This window comes from Pseudomonas sp. QS1027 (assembly GCF_002814235.1).
GTDB lineage: Bacteria > Pseudomonadota > Gammaproteobacteria > Pseudomonadales > Pseudomonadaceae > Aquipseudomonas.
Genome location: NZ_PHSU01000036.1, coordinates 67,358 through 82,618, shown reverse-complemented (window position 1 = coordinate 82,618; position 15,261 = coordinate 67,358). Strand labels below are relative to the sequence as shown.

The window sequence follows — 15,261 nt, the reverse complement described above, 5'->3', positions numbered from 1 at the left end:
GCGCAGTCAGTCTGTAACATTTAGCAATGAATATGGCTGGCATCCGTTCTCAAAAAGGATTCCCGGCATGGCCATCCCCTCATCGACTGCTGCCTCGTCCGCCCTGGGCGAAAGCAAACCCCGCGTCTTCACCGCGGTGATCTTTTTCGCGGTGCTGGCCATGGGGTTGCTGTTCACCGCCTACAGCCTGATGCACGACATGCATGATTTCGGCACGGTGGTCACCACCTGGACACCGTTCCTGCTGCTCGGCGTGGCGTTGTTGATCGCCCTCGGCTTCGAGTTCGTCAACGGCTTCCACGACACCGCCAACGCCGTGGCCACAGTGATCTACACCAACTCCCTGCCGGCGCATTTCGCGGTGGTCTGGTCCGGCTGCTTCAACTTCCTCGGCGTGCTGCTCTCCAGCGGCGCGGTGGCTTTCGGCATTATCGCCCTGCTGCCGGTGGAGCTGATCCTGCAAGTCGGCTCCTCGGCTGGCTTCGCAATGATCTTCGCCCTGCTGATCGCCGCCATCCTGTGGAACCTCGGCACCTGGTGGCTGGGCCTGCCGGCTTCTTCGTCCCACACCCTGATCGGCTCGATCATCGGTGTCGGCGTGGCCAACGCCCTGATGCACGGACGTGACGGCACCAGCGGCGTGGACTGGAGCCAGGCGACCAAGATCGGTTATGCCTTGCTGGTGTCGCCGCTGGTGGGTTTCTTCTTCGCCGCCCTGTTGCTGCTTGCCTTGCGTTTGCTGGTGAAGAACCGCGAGCTGTACAAGGCACCCAAAGGCAATTCGCCGCCACCGTGGTGGATTCGCGGCCTGCTGATTCTGACCTGCACCGGCGTGTCCTTCGCCCACGGTTCCAACGACGGGCAAAAAGGCATGGGCCTGATCATGCTGATCCTGGTCGGCACCCTGCCGATGGCCTACGCCCTGAACCGCACCATGCCGGCCGACCAGGCGCTACAGTTCGCCGCCGTCGCCGAAGTTACCCAGCAGGCGCTGGTACGCAGTTCGCCACAACCGGCCCCCGCCGACCCGCGCCACACCCTTTCGGAATATGTGCGGACCAAACAGGCGACGCCGGACGTGGTGCCGTCACTGGCCGCCCTGGCCGGCAATATCGGTACCGAGGTCAAGGCTTACGGCTCGCTGGCCAAGGTTCCGGCCGAAGCCATGGGCAACGTGCGTAACGACATGTACCTGAGCAGCGAAACCATCCGCCTGATGGACAAGGACAAGGTCGGCAACTTCGACGCCGACACCCAGGGCAAGGTGCAGCTGTTCAAGCAGCAGATCGACGGCGCCACCCGCTTCATCCCGCTGTGGGTGAAGATTGTCGTGGCCATCGCCCTGGGCCTCGGCACCATGGTCGGCTGGAAGCGCATCGTGGTCACCGTCGGTGAGAAGATCGGCAAGACCCACATGACCTACGCCCAGGGTGCCTCGGCGGAAATGGTCGCGATGCTGACCATCGGCGCGGCGGACATGTATGGTTTGCCGGTGTCGACCACCCATGTCTTGTCCTCGGGCGTGGCCGGGACCATGGTCGCCAATGGCGGCGGCTTGCAGATGCGCACCATCCGCAACCTGATGATGGCCTGGGTCCTGACCCTGCCGGCGGCGATCCTGTTGTCGGGCAGCCTGTACTGGTTGTTCACGAAGATTTTCTAAGCCCCGCCCCCTCGATGAGCGCATGCCCCCGGCATGCGCTCATCTTCAAGCGTCGCCCAACTCCTCCTGCAGCACCTGCGCCAACCAGGCCATGAACACCCGCACCCGCCGGGGCAGATGGCGTTGCTGGGCATAGAGCAACGACACCTCCAGCGGCGCCGGCAGATAGTCGGGCAATACCGCCACCAGCGCACCACTGTCCAGGTGCTTGCGCACGCCCAGATACGGCGCCTGGATCAAACCGAACCCGCCCAGGCATGCCGACTCGTAGCAATCAGTGCTGTTCACCGTGACACTGCCGGCCATCGGCACCTGCTGCAACTTGCCGTTTTGCAGGTACTCGAACCCCGGGGAGCGGGCCCCCAGCATCCCGACATAGTGGATCAGCCGATGCCCGGCCAGATCGGCCACGGACTCCGGCCGGCCATACCGCTGCAGATAGGCGGGACTGGCGCAGTTGACCAGCGGCAGCTCACAGACATGCCGCGCCACCACCGATTGATCGGGTTGCGCACCGACCCGCAGCACGCAGTCGAAGCCCTCGCCCAACAGGTCGACACGGCGGTCGGTACTGCTGATTTCCAGTTCGATGCGCGGATGCAGCGCCATGAATTCCGGCAGGCGCGGCATGATCACGCGACGGGCCATGACGCTGGGCATATCGAAACGAATGCGCCCGGCCAGCAAGGCCGCATCCTGGCGGAACAAGCCCTGCAATTCATCCATCTGCGCCAGCAGGTCCTTGCTGCGCTCATACAGCACCAAGCCATCCTGGGTCGCCTGGACCTTGCGCGTGGTGCGTTGCAACAGCCGCGTGCCGAGCAGTTCCTCCAGCGCCTGGACATGCTCGGACACACTGGACTTGGGCAGCCCGAGACTTTCGCCCGCCAGGGTAAAACTCGACAGCTCGGTCACCCGGATAAAGGTCCGCAGCAGGTCCAGCTTGTTCATGACAACGCACTCTATTGTTCGGAACAGGCGATCAGTGTTTCCGATTCCGCAGCGTTTATCCAATCATGGGCGGACAAATACACTTTCCTCAGCGTTATCCACTCCCTGAGGAACACGACATGACTCGTAAAATCGCCCTGATCACCGGTGCCAGTCGCGGCCTGGGCAAAAGCACCGCGCTGCACCTGGCCGCCCAAGGCGTCGATATCATCGGCACCTACAACAGCCGCGCTGACGACGCCCAGGCCGTGGCGGCGGAGATCGAAAAACTCGGTGGCCGCGCGGCCATGCTGCAACTGGATGTGAGCCTGATCGACGGACTCAAGGTCTTCAGCGAGGAGGTTGCCAAGGTATTGGCGACGGTCTTCGAGCGTGAGCGGTTTGATTTCCTGGTGAACAATGCTGGGATCGGCGTGCATGCGCTGTTTGCCGAGACCAGTGAAGAACAGTTCGACCAGTTGCTGAACATACACTTCAAGGGGCCGTTTTTCCTGACCCAGAAACTCTTGCCGCTGCTGGCCGACGGTGGGCGTATCGTCAATATTTCCAGCGGCCTGGCGCGTTTCAGCCTGCCGGGTTATGCCACCTATGCGGCGATGAAAGGCGCAATGGAGACCTTGACCCGTTACCAGGCCAAGGAGTTGGGTGCGCGCGGGATCAGCGTGAACTGCCTGGCCCCGGGCGCCATCGAGACCGATTTCGGCGGCGGTAGCGTGCGCGACAACAAAGACCTGAATGCCTATGTCGCAGCCAACACCGCGCTGGGCCGTGCCGGCTTGCCGGATGATATCGGCGGCGCCATCGCGCTGCTGCTGAGTGACGCCGGCCAGTGGATCACCGGGCAGCGGATCGAGGCTTCGGGCGGGATGTTCCTGTAAAACCTCAGGCGGACACTCCACTGCGAACCAGCAGGTCCTTGAGCACGCTGCGCAACGGCACCTCGCCCTTGCGCGGCATTCCGGCGAACTCGATCCAGCCTTCGTTGAAGCCGTCGATCATCTGCATCCGCGGCAGCGGGTTATTCATCCCCTGGGTCGTAAACAACGCCTGCCAGGTATCACGCACCACCACTTCCATGCGCACCGGTTTGCCCAGCAACTCGGCAAAACCGCCGGCAATCTGCTCAGGCGTCACCCGCTCCGGCCCTTCCAGCTCGACCACCCGCTTGCCACTCCAGGATTCCTGCAACAACTGCGCGGCCAGACGCCCGACATCCGCCGTGGCGATCATCGGCACCGGCTTGTCCAGCGGTTGCAGAAAGCTGGGGATCACTCCCGTCTCCACCGCCGCCGCCACATCCCACAGGGCATTCTCCATAAACCAGCCCGGACGCAGGAAGGTGACCGGCAGATCCAGCGTGCCCAAGCCCTGCTCCAACAGCTGCAACTGGTTCAACAGATTCGGCTGGACCGCCTGGGCACCGATGGTCGACAAGCACACCACCTTCGCCGGCCGCGCCTGTTCCAGTGCTGCGCGCAGGGTTTCCACCACCTGGCGGGCTTCCGGGAAACCCGGGCTCGGATCGAAGTTCGACGGCATCATGATAAACACCCCCTCGACAGCGCTGAACGCCTGCGCCAACGCCTGCCCGTCATCCACGTCGGCCAGGGCCACCTGGCAGCCTTGAGCGGCCCACGGTGCGCCTTTCTCGGCACTGCGCACCACGGCGCGAACCGATTGCCCGGCGCTGAGCAGCGTACGGGCGACGGCACCGCCCACTTGTCCGGTAATGCCCATGACTGCGTACATGTAAATTCCTCCAGGAAGCGGCGACCTCTGTCGCGATGGAGGGATTCTCCAGCATGCGACAGCATCCTCCCAGAACATGAATGTCATTTTATTAGTGACGAAAAATCATCAGAAGATCTTATGCCCCAGCCTCCACGGCGCCTATGAGGTCCGTGTCCGCAGCAGCAGCCGCGCACGTACACCGTCATAGGCCCAGTGATACAGGTAGGTATAGGGCAGGAAAAACAACAGCACGCCGATATCCAGCAACAGCGCCGTCAACAGGCTGAGATCCAGCCACCAGGCCACCAGCGGTACGCTCACCACCACCAGGCCACCTTCGAACAGCAAGGCGTGGAGCAGGCGGGTCCAGAGGTTCTGCGCCAGGGCGAAACGCGCGCGCATCCGGTCGAACATGCCGTTGAATACGACGTTCCAGACCAGGGCGATAAAACAGTTGGCGACCGTCACCACGCCCATCTCCAGCAGTGGCTTGCTCATCACCCAGGCGAACAGCGGCGTGCACAGCAGCACGGCGAACACCTCGAAGCCGATAGCCTGTAGAACACGTTCGGTAAAAGACTTGCCGGGGGTCATGATGGACGCCTTCATTGATGTCTGAGGGTTGTCATTATCGCCAGCCTGACAGATACTAAAAGTCGATTACCATCGACAAAAGCGATAGTTCATGGCCTCCAATGAAATGCTCCAGGCCTTTGTCCAGGCCGCCACCCTGGGCTCCTTCTCCGCTGCGGCGCGCAAGCTGGGCAAGAGCCAGTCGACCATCAGCGCGGCCGTTGCCAGCCTTGAAATAGACCTGGGCCTTGAGCTGTTCGACCGCAGTACCCGCAAGCCCGGCCTGACCGCGGCCGGCCGTGTCATGCTGCAAAAGGCCGAGGACATCCTCGCCGCCAACAACCGCCTGGAGATGAGCGCACGCCAATTGGCCGGGGGCCTGGAAGCGAAGCTGACGGTGGTGATTTCCGACACCTACCAGTCCAACCGTTTCGAGGCCACCCTGAGCGACTTCGAAGCCCGCTACCCGGACCTTGAACTGGAGTGCCTGATCGCCGAGTGCGACGATCTGGTGGAACTGGTCCGCCAAGGCCGGGCCCAGGTGGCCTTTGCCGAACGACAGGACAGCTACCCGCCGGACCTGGGCAGCGCCACCGTGGATGAACGCACCGAATTTGCCGTGTTCGTCCATCGCGGGCATCCCTTGGCGCAACAGGCCAAGGTCGATCAGGCCAGCCTGCAGCAGCACCGTGAACTGCGCCTGGCGAGCATCGTCAATCCTTACGAGAGTCGTGCCCAGGGCCGCTTCTGGTCGGCGTCGAGCTACCTGATGCTGCTGGAAATGGCCCAGCGCGGATTCGGCTGGGCCCCGCTGCCACGTTGGCTGGTGGAGCGCTTCGACAACGCTTCGCTGGTGGAACTGTCGCTGCGTGGCTGGCCAAGGCCGGTGGCGGTGGATGCGCTCTGGTCACGCCTGCATCCACCGGGGCCGGCGGGCAGTTGGTTGCTGGCCAGGATGCTGGAGTAACGAGCCCTAGCCGGCGCCTTTCAACTCTTCCAACCGACGCTCGATAAAACGCCGCTCCGGCGCCTGCTGCGTCAAGGCCAGCGCGCGCTGGTAAGCCTCGCGGGCCTGCTCCACCCGCCCCAACCGCCGGCAGAAATCCGCCCGCGCCGAATGGGCCAGGTGATAGTCCTGCAACTCGCCGCGCCCGAGGATGCCTTCCACCAGTTCCAGCCCTGCCAACGGCCCGTCGCGCATGGCCACCGCCACCGCCCGATTGAGCTCGATGACCTCCGAAGGTACGGCCCGCAGCAACAGGTCATAGAGCCCGACGATCTGCCGCCAGTCGGTGTCCTCGGCCGTCGCCGCCTCGGCATGCACGGCAGCGATCGCGGCCTGCAAGCCATAGGGCCCGAAACGTCCGGTGCCCAGTGCACGCTCCACCAACCCACAGCCTTCGGCAATCAGAGTCGCATTCCAACACGAGCGATCCTGGGCATCGAGCAACACCAGTTCCCCACTCTCGGATACCCGCGCCTGACGTCGCGACTCATGCAACAACATCAGCGCCAGCAAGCCCATGACCTCGGGGTCAGGCAGCAACTCCAGCAACAGCCGCCCCAGGCGAATGGCCTCCGCCGTCAGATCGTCGCGGGTCAGGCTGGCGCCGAGGGACGCGGAATACCCCTCGTTGAACACCAGGTAAATAACCCGCAACACGCTGTCCAATCGTTCGGGCAATTCCGCCAGGGAGGGCACCTGATAAGGGATCTTCGCGTCACGAATCTTGGTCTTCGCTCGCACGATGCGCTGGGCGATGGTCGAAGGGCTGGAGAGAAAGGCCCGGGCGATTTCTTCCGTGGTCAGGTCGCAGACTTCGCGCAAGGTCAGCGGCACCTGGGCATCCGCCGACAACGCCGGGTGACAGCAGGTGAAGATCAATCGCAGCCGGTCATCCTCGACATCCTCGTCGTTCCATTCGTCTTGCTCCAAGGCTTCGGCCTGGGCGATCAACTGCCCCTGGGACGCGGCAAAACGCGCCCGGCGGCGCAACACGTCGATGGCCTTGAAACGCCCGGTGGAGACCAGCCAGGCACGGGGATTGGCCGGCACGCCATCGCGCTGCCAACGTTCGACGGCAATAAAAAAGGCCTCGTGCAAGGCCTCCTCCGCCAGGTCGAAATCCCCCAGCATACGAATCAGGGTGGCCAGGATCCGCCGCGACTCCTGCCGGTACACCGTCTCGACCTGTTGCTTGACGCTTTCGGCTTCGAGGGTCAATCCAACAGCCCCTGGCGGACCAGCAAGGCCAGGCGATCGAGGCTCTCGCCCCAGCCCTGATAAAACCCCATCTGTTCGTGCGCGGCCTTTTCCGCCGCCGACCAGTGCATCGCCCGGGCGGTATAAAGGGTATGACCGTCAGCCTCTTCGAGGGTGATTCGCGCCGTCATGAAGGGTTTTCCCGAGGGCATCCAGTCGGGGGTAAAGGCGTCGGTAAAGACGATCCGCTCCGGCGCGGCGATCTCCAGGAACACGCCTTGATAGGGATGTTCAACACCCTCCGCCGTGCGCATCACCGTACGAAACGAACCACCCGTCCACAGCTGCATTTCACAGATCGGCATGGTCATGCCATGGGGCCCCCACCACTGCGCCAGCAAACGGGGCTCGGTCCAGGCCCGGAAGACCACATTGCGCGGCGCCTCGATCAGGCGGCTGATGGACAACTCATGTTCGGCTCCCGCAAGGGGTAGCGCTTGGCGGTTCATGTTCAGGCTCCTTTTATTCTTATGGTTGCCGTTTGAAAGCGCTCGCGCCTTCAGAGGTTCAGTTCCCGCACCGGCCGTACCTCCACGCTGCCCACCCGCGCGGCGGGAATATGCCCGGCAATCTGCAAGGCTTCGTTGAGGTCGCGGGCTTCCACCAGATAGAAACCGGCCAGTTGCTCCTTGGTTTCGGCAAATGGCCCGTCGACGATCGACAGCTTGCCGCCGCGCATGCGCACCGTGGTCGCAGTGCTCACCGGCTCCAGCGGCTCGGCGGCGAGCATGCGGCCACTGGCCCGGATCGACTCGCCGTAGGCCAGGCACTCGGGGTCCTTGGGGCTGTCGGGATGGGAGTGCAGCAGCTCCTCATTACTGTAGATCAGGCACAGGTATTTCATGGGATGTCTCCAGGACGCTCGAACAACTATGGCTGCTGTTTCGCGCTTTGGCGAAAGCTACCGACGATCAGCAGAAGTACGAATAGTCGTCTGGAGGCGAGGGAAATCGACAGATGTAAAAAGTCGCAGGAAAAATAATATCGAGACTGCCAAAGCCGATAGAATCCGCCTCCCTACTGTCGGAAATAGGACATACCGCTGTGAGAACTTCCCTTGTCGACTACGTCACGTTGACCCCCGCCCAACACGAGCAATTGGCGTTGATCCAGGTCGATGCGGCGCAGCAGGAATTTTCCAGCGATATCGCCCGGGGCCTGGCAGTACTGCAGGCCCATACGGGCAATGATGTGAAGGGTTTTGTCCTGTTGGCCGATGAGCTGCCGGTAGGTTTCCTGTTGCTCAAGCGCCCCCCGGCATCACCAGCCTGGGCCAGCGGCGACGTCTGCACCCTGCATGGCCTGCAAGTGGATAAAAACCACCAGGGCCAAGGCCTCGGACGCGCCTGCATGCAAGCCCTGCCGGACGCCGTTCGCAGCGTCTGGCCGGCCAGCACTCATCTGATGCTGATGGTCGACGCAGACAATGACACCGCCCGCGGGCTCTATCTGAAACAGGGATTTGTCGACAGCGGCGAGACGTTTCACGGGCGGGTCGGTGAAGAGCGCAGGCTGACCTTGCCACTCTCGCCATGAACACTCGACTGACCCGCTACGACGTGTTGACCCCCCTTCAGCGCGAGCAGCTCGTGGGCCTCGAAGTCCATCCCGGACAGCTGCAATTTTGCGGCGATATCCAGTCGGCCCTGCACTTCCTGCCCCGCGAGCCCCATGACGGCGTGCTCGGTTTCGTCCTGCTCGACAACGACCTGCCGGTGGCCTTTCTGTTGCTCAAGCGCCATCCTTTCGTCCCCCATTGGGCCGGCGAAGGCAGCGCCACCCTGCATGCCCTGCAGGTCGACAAACGGCTTCAAGGCCGGGGGTTCGGCGCGGCCTGCCTGCAAGCCCTGCCCGAAGCGGCACGCCAGGCCTGGCCGCAGGTCCGTCAGTTACTGCTATCGGTAGGAACCGATAACCAGGCGGCGATGAGTCTTTACCTGAAACAGGGTTGGGTCGATAGCGGTGACGCCTATCGCGGCGAACGACGCTTGACCCTGACACTTTAAAGTTCCGGGTGGCCATAAGTATGAGATCAGTTGGTCATTTACAGTAAAACTTGATCGCTGGGCAAACTCACTTTCCAGTTATTAAATCGATGACGTCGCTGCTGAATCAGCCAGCGTATCGCTACTTGATAAGCCGTTATTTAACTCAAGTGGCCATTTAATAAACTGAAAGGACTCAATCCCCATGGATGCACAAAACCGAATCTCGAACAGCGCCCCAAAAGCCTCGCCCTCCACGGTCATCCAACGACCCGGCAGCGCCGGGAAATTTGATCTGGAATTTGGTGAACACCGCGACGGCCTGGTTATTTTTTCAGAAAGAGGTCCTGGTTTTGTCGGCCCCTCTTTATTGCGGCCCGACGGCCGTCATCGGTTTATCGGCGTGCATGAAGACCGGCCGGAAAGTATCACCCAGGCCGACTTCAGCGACGACGGCCTTTACTATAATGACTTCGCCCAATCACTCGGAAGTTCCAGCCGAAGACTGATCAAGGCGGTCCTCGACGAAGACGACAAGTTCCTCTTGCTCGGCCACTTCCGCGCCGGTGAACAGGTCTTCTGCGCCCGTATCACTGAAGACGGCATGCCGGACCCCGATTTCGGCGACAACGGTCAGGTCGCCCTGCCTTACACGGCGCCCTGGATCGGCTATGGCCGCCGACTCACCGTGCAACCCCAGGACGGCTTTATCGTCCTGGCCCTGAGAAACAGCGCCGTGGGCGAGCCGGCACGCGACGTTATCGTGCGCCTCGACCGCAACGGCAGTTTCGACCCACGGTTCGGCACCTGCGGCGTGGTCACGGCACCGGAACCGAACATCGCCTTCGAGGCGGTCCAGGTCCAGGCCGATGGCAAGCTGGTCGTGGCCGGACGACGCGGCCGCAAGGCCATGCTGATGCGCTACGGGGCCACCGGCCTGCCGGACAAGACCTTCGGTTGCGCGGGTTATCTGGAGCTGGAACCGGCCCGCGACGGCAACGCCGCGTTTTTCGATCTCGCCGTGCAGCCCGACCAGAAAATCGTCGTCACCGGCTCCGCCGATCTCACCCACAACATCGCCCTGCTCACCCGTGTCACGGCCGACGGCAAGCTGGACGTCACGTTCAACGCCGGAGTGCCCTGGGAGCTGCCGGAACTGGATATCTCCTTCGCCCTCGCAGTACAGGAAGACGGAAAAATCGTCAGCGCCGGCCATATCAACAGCGGCAGCCGCTGCTGGTTGATGCGCCACTTGGGCAACGGCGAACTGGACCCTGATTTTGGCGATAACGGGATCAGCCGACTGATCTACATCGGCGATTCCACCAGCTACCTCTCCAACCTGGAGTTGCAGCCGGATGGCAAGATCCTGGCCTCCGGCCGCTACGCCACCCATTCGGCGGTGATTCGCTGCTACGGCAACTGAACCCCCGCACGTAGCGCCACCCCGGCAGGAGCCTCGAGCAGCGGCTCCTGCCGGGAAAAGGCAAGGATCATGTCGGTTACCTGGCGTCCCTCGATGCCACCCAGGCACCCCAGAACAGGCTGGAAAAGAATCGCGTCGCGGTGCCGAATCCGGCCTCTTCGAGCAAGCGCTGAACCGCCGACTCCGAGTGTGGCGGATCGGCCCCCTGGAGAATCTTGCCAAGCTTGGCGCGCACGTCCTCGGCGCTCGCCCCCTGCTGCCGCCAGCGCTCGCCCCAGGCCGCCAGCAACAGCGGCTGGCTGGCATAGGCCTGATGGTTGCCCGCCACAATCAACGGCGCTCCCGGTTTGAGCCGGGTGGCAATCGCCTTGAGGATGTCGTGCTTGGCCTGATCGCCGGGCAGGTGATGCAACACACCGATCAGGGTCGCGGCATCATAGGGCGGCTCGTCCGTCAGTTCCTCGACCGTCCCCAGAAATACCCGCGTGCGCGCAAGCAACCCCTGCGCCTGGAGACTGGCCTGGGCCAACTCAAGCATCGGCGCCGAGGGGTCGACCGCGGTGAACCGCCAAAGCGGCTCCAGCTTCGCCGCCTTGAGGATTTCCTGGGCGGTACCACCGGCGCCCACCACCAGAATCCTCGCCTCGCCCCCGCTGCCCAGGCTGGCCGCCAGCATGCAGGCAACCAACTCGTGACAGGCGTCATAACCGGCCAGGGCAATGCGACTTTGCTCGGCGTATTCAGCGGCTCGGGACACATCGAATTTCCGAGCAGAATCCGGGTGTTCGGACGACATGGGCGTTCTCTCTTGGCGGGGATTTCAGCCCAAGGTAGTCGCCCTGCGAAAATAAAGAAAATTCATGTTTTTAATGCAATGCATTCCTTGCAGGAATATGAAAAAACAGCGGTAACTCAAGGGGAATCACGCCCCCGAACACCCCTCTGGTCGAAAGCCAACGACGGGCTTGAAACAACGGTTAACCGCATCGGGACAGCGATTCCAGCCCACTTCGTATCCGCCCCATATTGTTGCGCGAGCGCCCCGTAAAGCTTTCATATAGTCGATGTCATTTGCCCGGAATTTCGACTATTTCTCTGCGGGTCGCCGCCTGATGCGGTGTTTTCCGGAGACCTGTCATGACCCATATCCAGATCGGCCTGCTTATGCTGTTGGGCATCAGCGCGTTCGGTGTGATCACCCTCTACCTCGACTTCTGGCGTGCGTCCAAGACGCAACGGGAGAACAAATAAGCCGTTACAGGCCGACCAGACGATAGCCCACCTGCAGTTCGGTGATCAGGTGTTGCGGCTGCGCCGGGTCGGCTTCGAGTTTTTGCCGCAGGTGCGCCATGTGTACCCGCAGATAATGGGCCCGATCGGCATAGTCCAGCCCCCAGACATCCAGCAGCAATTGCCGGTGCGTCAGCACCCGGCCCTGACCCCGGATCAACGCGCTCAACAGGCGGAACTCGATGGGTGTCAGGTGCACGCCCTCGCTGCCACGCCGCACCTCATGGGTGGCCAGATCGACCTCGACCTCACCGAAGCGCACCTTGCTGCTGACCGCCGCCGTGCCGCTTTGTACCTGCCGCCGCAACTGCGCACGGATACGCGCCAGCAACTCGGGAACGCCGAACGGCTTGACCAGATAGTCATCGGCTCCGGCATCCAGCGCGGCGACCTTTTCGTCTTCGCGATCACGGGCCGACAGCACCAGGATCGGCACGCTCATCCAGCCACGCAGCTCGCTGATCAGGTCCTTGCCGTCACCGTCGGGCAGGCCCAGGTCGACGATCACCAGGTCCGGCTGGCGGCTCGCCGCATCGATCAGGGCACGCTTGCTGCTGTCGGCCTCGAAGACCTGGAAGCCTTCGTCCTGCAAGGCGATGCCGATGAAACGGCGGATATTGGCTTCATCCTCGACAATCAGGATACGGGTGCTGGTCATAAGGTTTCCATGGACGGCGGTTGACCCGCCGGTAAGCTGATAACAAAACAAAGGCCGTTCGGCACCCGCGGCCGGGCGACAACCCGTCCGCCGTGGGCTTCGACGATCCGTCGGACCAGGGCCAGTCCCAGGCCGATGCCGGACACCGCCGACTCCTGCTGGCCACGACTGAAGGCCTCGAAGAGTTGCTCGGGAGCGATACCGGACGGACAACCCGGTCCGCTGTCGGCGACCTCCAGGACAATCCGCTCATCGATCTGGCTCGCCGTTATCTCGATCGGCGTATCCGCCGGGGTGTATTTCGCCGCGTTGTCCAACAGGTTGACCAACACCCGCTCGATCAGCAGCGCATCGATCTCCACCAGGGGCAGGTCCACCGGCAACAGCGCCCGCACCGGGTGCCGGGCCAGGGGTTCGCGCAATTGGCGCAAGGCGCTTCCGACCACCTCTTCCAGGGAATGCCACTGGCGGTTGAGGCGCACGCCATGTTCCTGCAGGCGCGCCATATCCAGCAGGTTTTCGATCAGTCGTTGCATGGCACAGGCCTGATCGTGAATCCCGTTCAACAACCCGCCGACCAAGTCATCTCGTACATGGGGCGCGGCCGCATCGGCGGCACCGATAATGCTGGTCAGGGGCGTACGCAGGTCATGGGAAATGGCCGCGAGCAAGGTATTGCGCATCCGCTCGCCTTCCATCTGCACCAGGGTGCTTTGCGCCACTTCGACGAAATGCACCCGCTCCAGCGCAATCGCCAACTGGCTCATGCAGGCTTCCAGCAGGCGTTGCTCATCGGGGTCCTTCAGGCGCTCGGCATCGCTCAGGTCGAGGACCAGCACACCGCGCACGCGCATCGGCGCCTTGAGGGCAAAGTAGCAACCGGGTGCGGCGGCCAGGGTGTCACTGCCCTGCCCCGCCGGGCGCCCCTGTTCGTAGGTCCACTGGGCGATACTTTCATCCACCGGGAAGACACTGCCGGCCATGGTGCTGACCCGGTCGCCGGCATCCGGCAAGGCCAGGCCGACCCGGGCCTCGAACACCCCGCTGAAGGTGCGCAGCGCCACCGCGCCCAGCTGCTCGACGGTCAGGGCGGCGGACAGGTCGCGGGCCAACAACGCCAGCGAGGTCGCCCGGCGCTCACGGGCCGCGGCCGTGCGCGCCTCATGGCGCAGACGCGCGGTCAGTTGCCCGGTGATCAGGGCAATGCCCAGCATCAAGGCGAAGGTGAAGAAATACTGGGTGTCGTTGACGGTGAACGACAGCACCGGCTGGACAAAGAAAAAATCGAAACACAGCACCGCCAGCATCGCCGCCCAGACACCCGGCCCGCGTCCCAGGCGCAGCGCCACCAGCACCACCGTCAGCAGGAACAGCATGACCACGTTGGCCGGGTCGAAGACTTGCAGCAACAACGCCGCCACCGCCGTGGCGGCGAAACAGGCCAGGGTCGCCCACAGGTAGGCCAGGCCCCTGCCCGGCGCCAGCCTCGGTTCCGCGTCCGAGCGGGACGGCGCCGTGCGCGGCAGCTCGCCATGGGCGATCACGATCTGATCGATCTGCGGGTGGTGACGGCTGATCCGGTCGCTGACCGTCTGGTGCCAGAACTGCCAGACCCGCCGTGGCCGATGGCCGAGCAACAGGCGGTTGGCATTGCGTTCACGGGCGCAGGCCACCAGCGCTTCGGCGACATCGATGCCCGCCAGGATCGCGGTATCGGCGCCGAATTCTGCGGCCAGGGCCAGGGTCTTCACCGCCGCCGCGCGTCGTCGCTGGGCCATGCCACCCGTCGAGACCGACTCGACATGCACCACGATCCAGTCGGCTTCAAGCTTCTGCGCCAGGCGCGCGGCTTCTCGCACCAGGCGCTCATCCGAGGGCTCGCCGGCGATCCCCACCAGCAAGCGCTCGCGGGCGGCCCACAAGGTGTCGATGGAACGCTCGCGACGATAGACGCGCATTTGCGCATCGACCCGGTCGGCCGTACGGCGCAGGGCCAGTTCGCGCAGCGCCAGCAGGTTGCCTTTGCGAAAGAAGTGTCGGGACGCCCGGTCGGCCTGCGGGCCCTGGTAGACCTTGCCGTCCTTGAGACGCTGCAACAGCTCGTCGGGGGCCAGGTCGATCAGCACCACTTCATGGGCACTGTCGAACACATGGTCGGGGACGGTTTCGCGCACGCGGGTCCCGATGATGCCGCTGACCAGGTCGTTGAGGCTTTCCAGATGCTGGACGTTCAGGCTGGTCCAGACCTCGATCCCGGCCCCCAGCAGCTCTTCGATATCCTGCCAGCGCTTGGGGTGGCGCGAGCCGGGGACATTGCTGTGGGCCAGCTCGTCCACCAGCAACACCGCCGGATGGCGGACCAGTGCCGCATCGAGATCGAACTCCGGTAGCGTGCTGTCGCCATGGGCCAGGCGATGGCGCGGCAGTTGCTCAAGACCGGCGAGCAACGCGGCGGTGTCACCGCGCCCGTGGGTTTCGATCAACCCGGCCACCAGATCGCGGCCCAGGGCCCGTTCACGGTGCGCGGCCTGGAGCATGGCGCAGGTTTTCCCGACCCCGGCGTTCGAGCCGAAATAGATACGCAAACGGCCGCGCTGGGCGGCCTTCTCGTCGGCTTGCAGTTGCTCCAGCAGCGCATCCGGATCGGGTCGACCGTCGCGGGTGTTGCGGGAGGTGTCATTCAAACTCATGTCATTCCTTGTGAGACACACCCATGCCAGC

General features: G+C 63.4%; 15 protein-coding genes. 6 read left to right on the top strand and 9 right to left on the bottom strand.

The annotated features are described in order from the left end of the window. Positions 1-58: 58 nt before the first annotated feature. Complete coding sequence (locus CWE01_RS29685) at positions 59-1,663, top strand: inorganic phosphate transporter (protein WP_371315594.1); 1,605 nt, start codon at positions 59-61, stop codon at positions 1,661-1,663. Between the two features lie 45 nt (positions 1,664-1,708). Here CWE01_RS29685 and CWE01_RS29680 read toward each other — a convergent pair whose 3' ends face one another. After that, on the bottom strand, positions 1,709-2,614 hold the full coding sequence (locus CWE01_RS29680; RefSeq protein ID WP_100944138.1) for a LysR family transcriptional regulator: 906 nt from the start codon (positions 2,612-2,614) through the stop codon (positions 1,709-1,711). 119 nt (positions 2,615-2,733) lie between these two features. On the opposite strand from CWE01_RS29680, the gene CWE01_RS29675 reads away from it, so the two are divergent. After that, a complete protein-coding gene (locus CWE01_RS29675) occupies positions 2,734-3,492 on the top strand; it encodes an SDR family NAD(P)-dependent oxidoreductase (protein ID WP_100944137.1) in 759 nt (252 codons plus the stop codon). A gap of 4 nt (positions 3,493-3,496) precedes the next feature. Here the strand turns inward: CWE01_RS29675 and CWE01_RS29670 are convergent, their stop codons facing one another. Further along, positions 3,497-4,363 (bottom strand): NmrA family NAD(P)-binding protein, encoded by an 867-nt coding sequence (locus CWE01_RS29670; RefSeq protein ID WP_100944136.1) that lies wholly within the window; start codon positions 4,361-4,363, stop codon positions 3,497-3,499. Between the two features lie 141 nt (positions 4,364-4,504). Further along, entirely contained in the window at positions 4,505-4,939 is a 435-nt protein-coding gene (locus tag CWE01_RS29665; RefSeq protein ID WP_100944135.1) for a multidrug/biocide efflux PACE transporter, read from the bottom strand. Positions 4,940-5,030: 91 nt separating this feature from the next. On the opposite strand from CWE01_RS29665, the gene CWE01_RS29660 reads away from it, so the two are divergent. Then, complete coding sequence (locus CWE01_RS29660; RefSeq protein ID WP_100944134.1) at positions 5,031-5,885, top strand: LysR family transcriptional regulator; 855 nt, start codon at positions 5,031-5,033, stop codon at positions 5,883-5,885. Between the two features lie 6 nt (positions 5,886-5,891). Here CWE01_RS29660 and CWE01_RS29655 read toward each other — a convergent pair whose 3' ends face one another. Genes CWE01_RS29655 through CWE01_RS29645 form a run of 3 tightly spaced genes read right to left on the bottom strand, consistent with a single transcriptional unit; the run spans position 5,892 to position 8,025 of the window. Further along, the gene (locus CWE01_RS29655) at positions 5,892-7,142 is read right to left on the bottom strand and encodes an RNA polymerase sigma factor (protein ID WP_100944133.1); all 1,251 of its coding nucleotides are present in this window, start codon (positions 7,140-7,142) and stop codon (positions 5,892-5,894) included. Continuing rightward, entirely contained in the window at positions 7,139-7,630 is a 492-nt protein-coding gene (locus tag CWE01_RS29650; protein WP_100944132.1) for an SRPBCC family protein, read from the bottom strand. Before CWE01_RS29650 ends, CWE01_RS29655 begins: the two co-directional genes overlap by 4 nt. A 50-nt stretch (positions 7,631-7,680) precedes the next feature. After that, positions 7,681-8,025 carry a YciI family protein gene (locus CWE01_RS29645; protein WP_100944131.1) on the bottom strand — a complete coding sequence of 115 codons (345 nt, stop codon included), beginning with the start codon at positions 8,023-8,025 and terminating at the stop codon, positions 7,681-7,683. Between the two features lie 200 nt (positions 8,026-8,225). Between CWE01_RS29645 and CWE01_RS29640 the strand changes: the two genes are divergently transcribed. The 3 genes from CWE01_RS29640 (at position 8,226) to CWE01_RS29630 (ending at position 10,592) form a co-directional block, all read left to right on the top strand. Then, the gene (locus CWE01_RS29640; RefSeq protein ID WP_100944130.1) at positions 8,226-8,717 is read left to right on the top strand and encodes an N-acetyltransferase; all 492 of its coding nucleotides are present in this window, start codon (positions 8,226-8,228) and stop codon (positions 8,715-8,717) included. Next, complete coding sequence (locus CWE01_RS29635) at positions 8,714-9,187, top strand: N-acetyltransferase (protein WP_100944129.1); 474 nt, start codon at positions 8,714-8,716, stop codon at positions 9,185-9,187. The genes CWE01_RS29640 and CWE01_RS29635 overlap by 4 nt, the downstream gene beginning before the upstream one ends. 184 nt (positions 9,188-9,371) lie before the next feature. After that, positions 9,372-10,592, top strand: coding sequence for a hemolysin (locus tag CWE01_RS29630; RefSeq protein WP_100944128.1), 1,221 nt, complete (start codon positions 9,372-9,374; stop codon positions 10,590-10,592). A 76-nt stretch (positions 10,593-10,668) separates the two neighbouring features. Here the strand turns inward: CWE01_RS29630 and CWE01_RS29625 are convergent, their stop codons facing one another. The 3 genes from CWE01_RS29625 to CWE01_RS29615 form a co-directional block, all read right to left on the bottom strand. After that, the gene (locus tag CWE01_RS29625; protein WP_100944127.1) at positions 10,669-11,388 is read right to left on the bottom strand and encodes a bifunctional 2-polyprenyl-6-hydroxyphenol methylase/3-demethylubiquinol 3-O-methyltransferase UbiG; all 720 of its coding nucleotides are present in this window, start codon (positions 11,386-11,388) and stop codon (positions 10,669-10,671) included. A gap of 459 nt (positions 11,389-11,847) precedes the next feature. Then, complete coding sequence (locus tag CWE01_RS29620; protein WP_100944126.1) at positions 11,848-12,540, bottom strand: response regulator; 693 nt, start codon at positions 12,538-12,540, stop codon at positions 11,848-11,850. After that, complete coding sequence (locus tag CWE01_RS29615) at positions 12,537-15,230, bottom strand: sensor histidine kinase KdpD (protein ID WP_100944125.1); 2,694 nt, start codon at positions 15,228-15,230, stop codon at positions 12,537-12,539. Before CWE01_RS29615 ends, CWE01_RS29620 begins: the two co-directional genes overlap by 4 nt. Positions 15,231-15,261 lie beyond the last annotated feature (31 nt).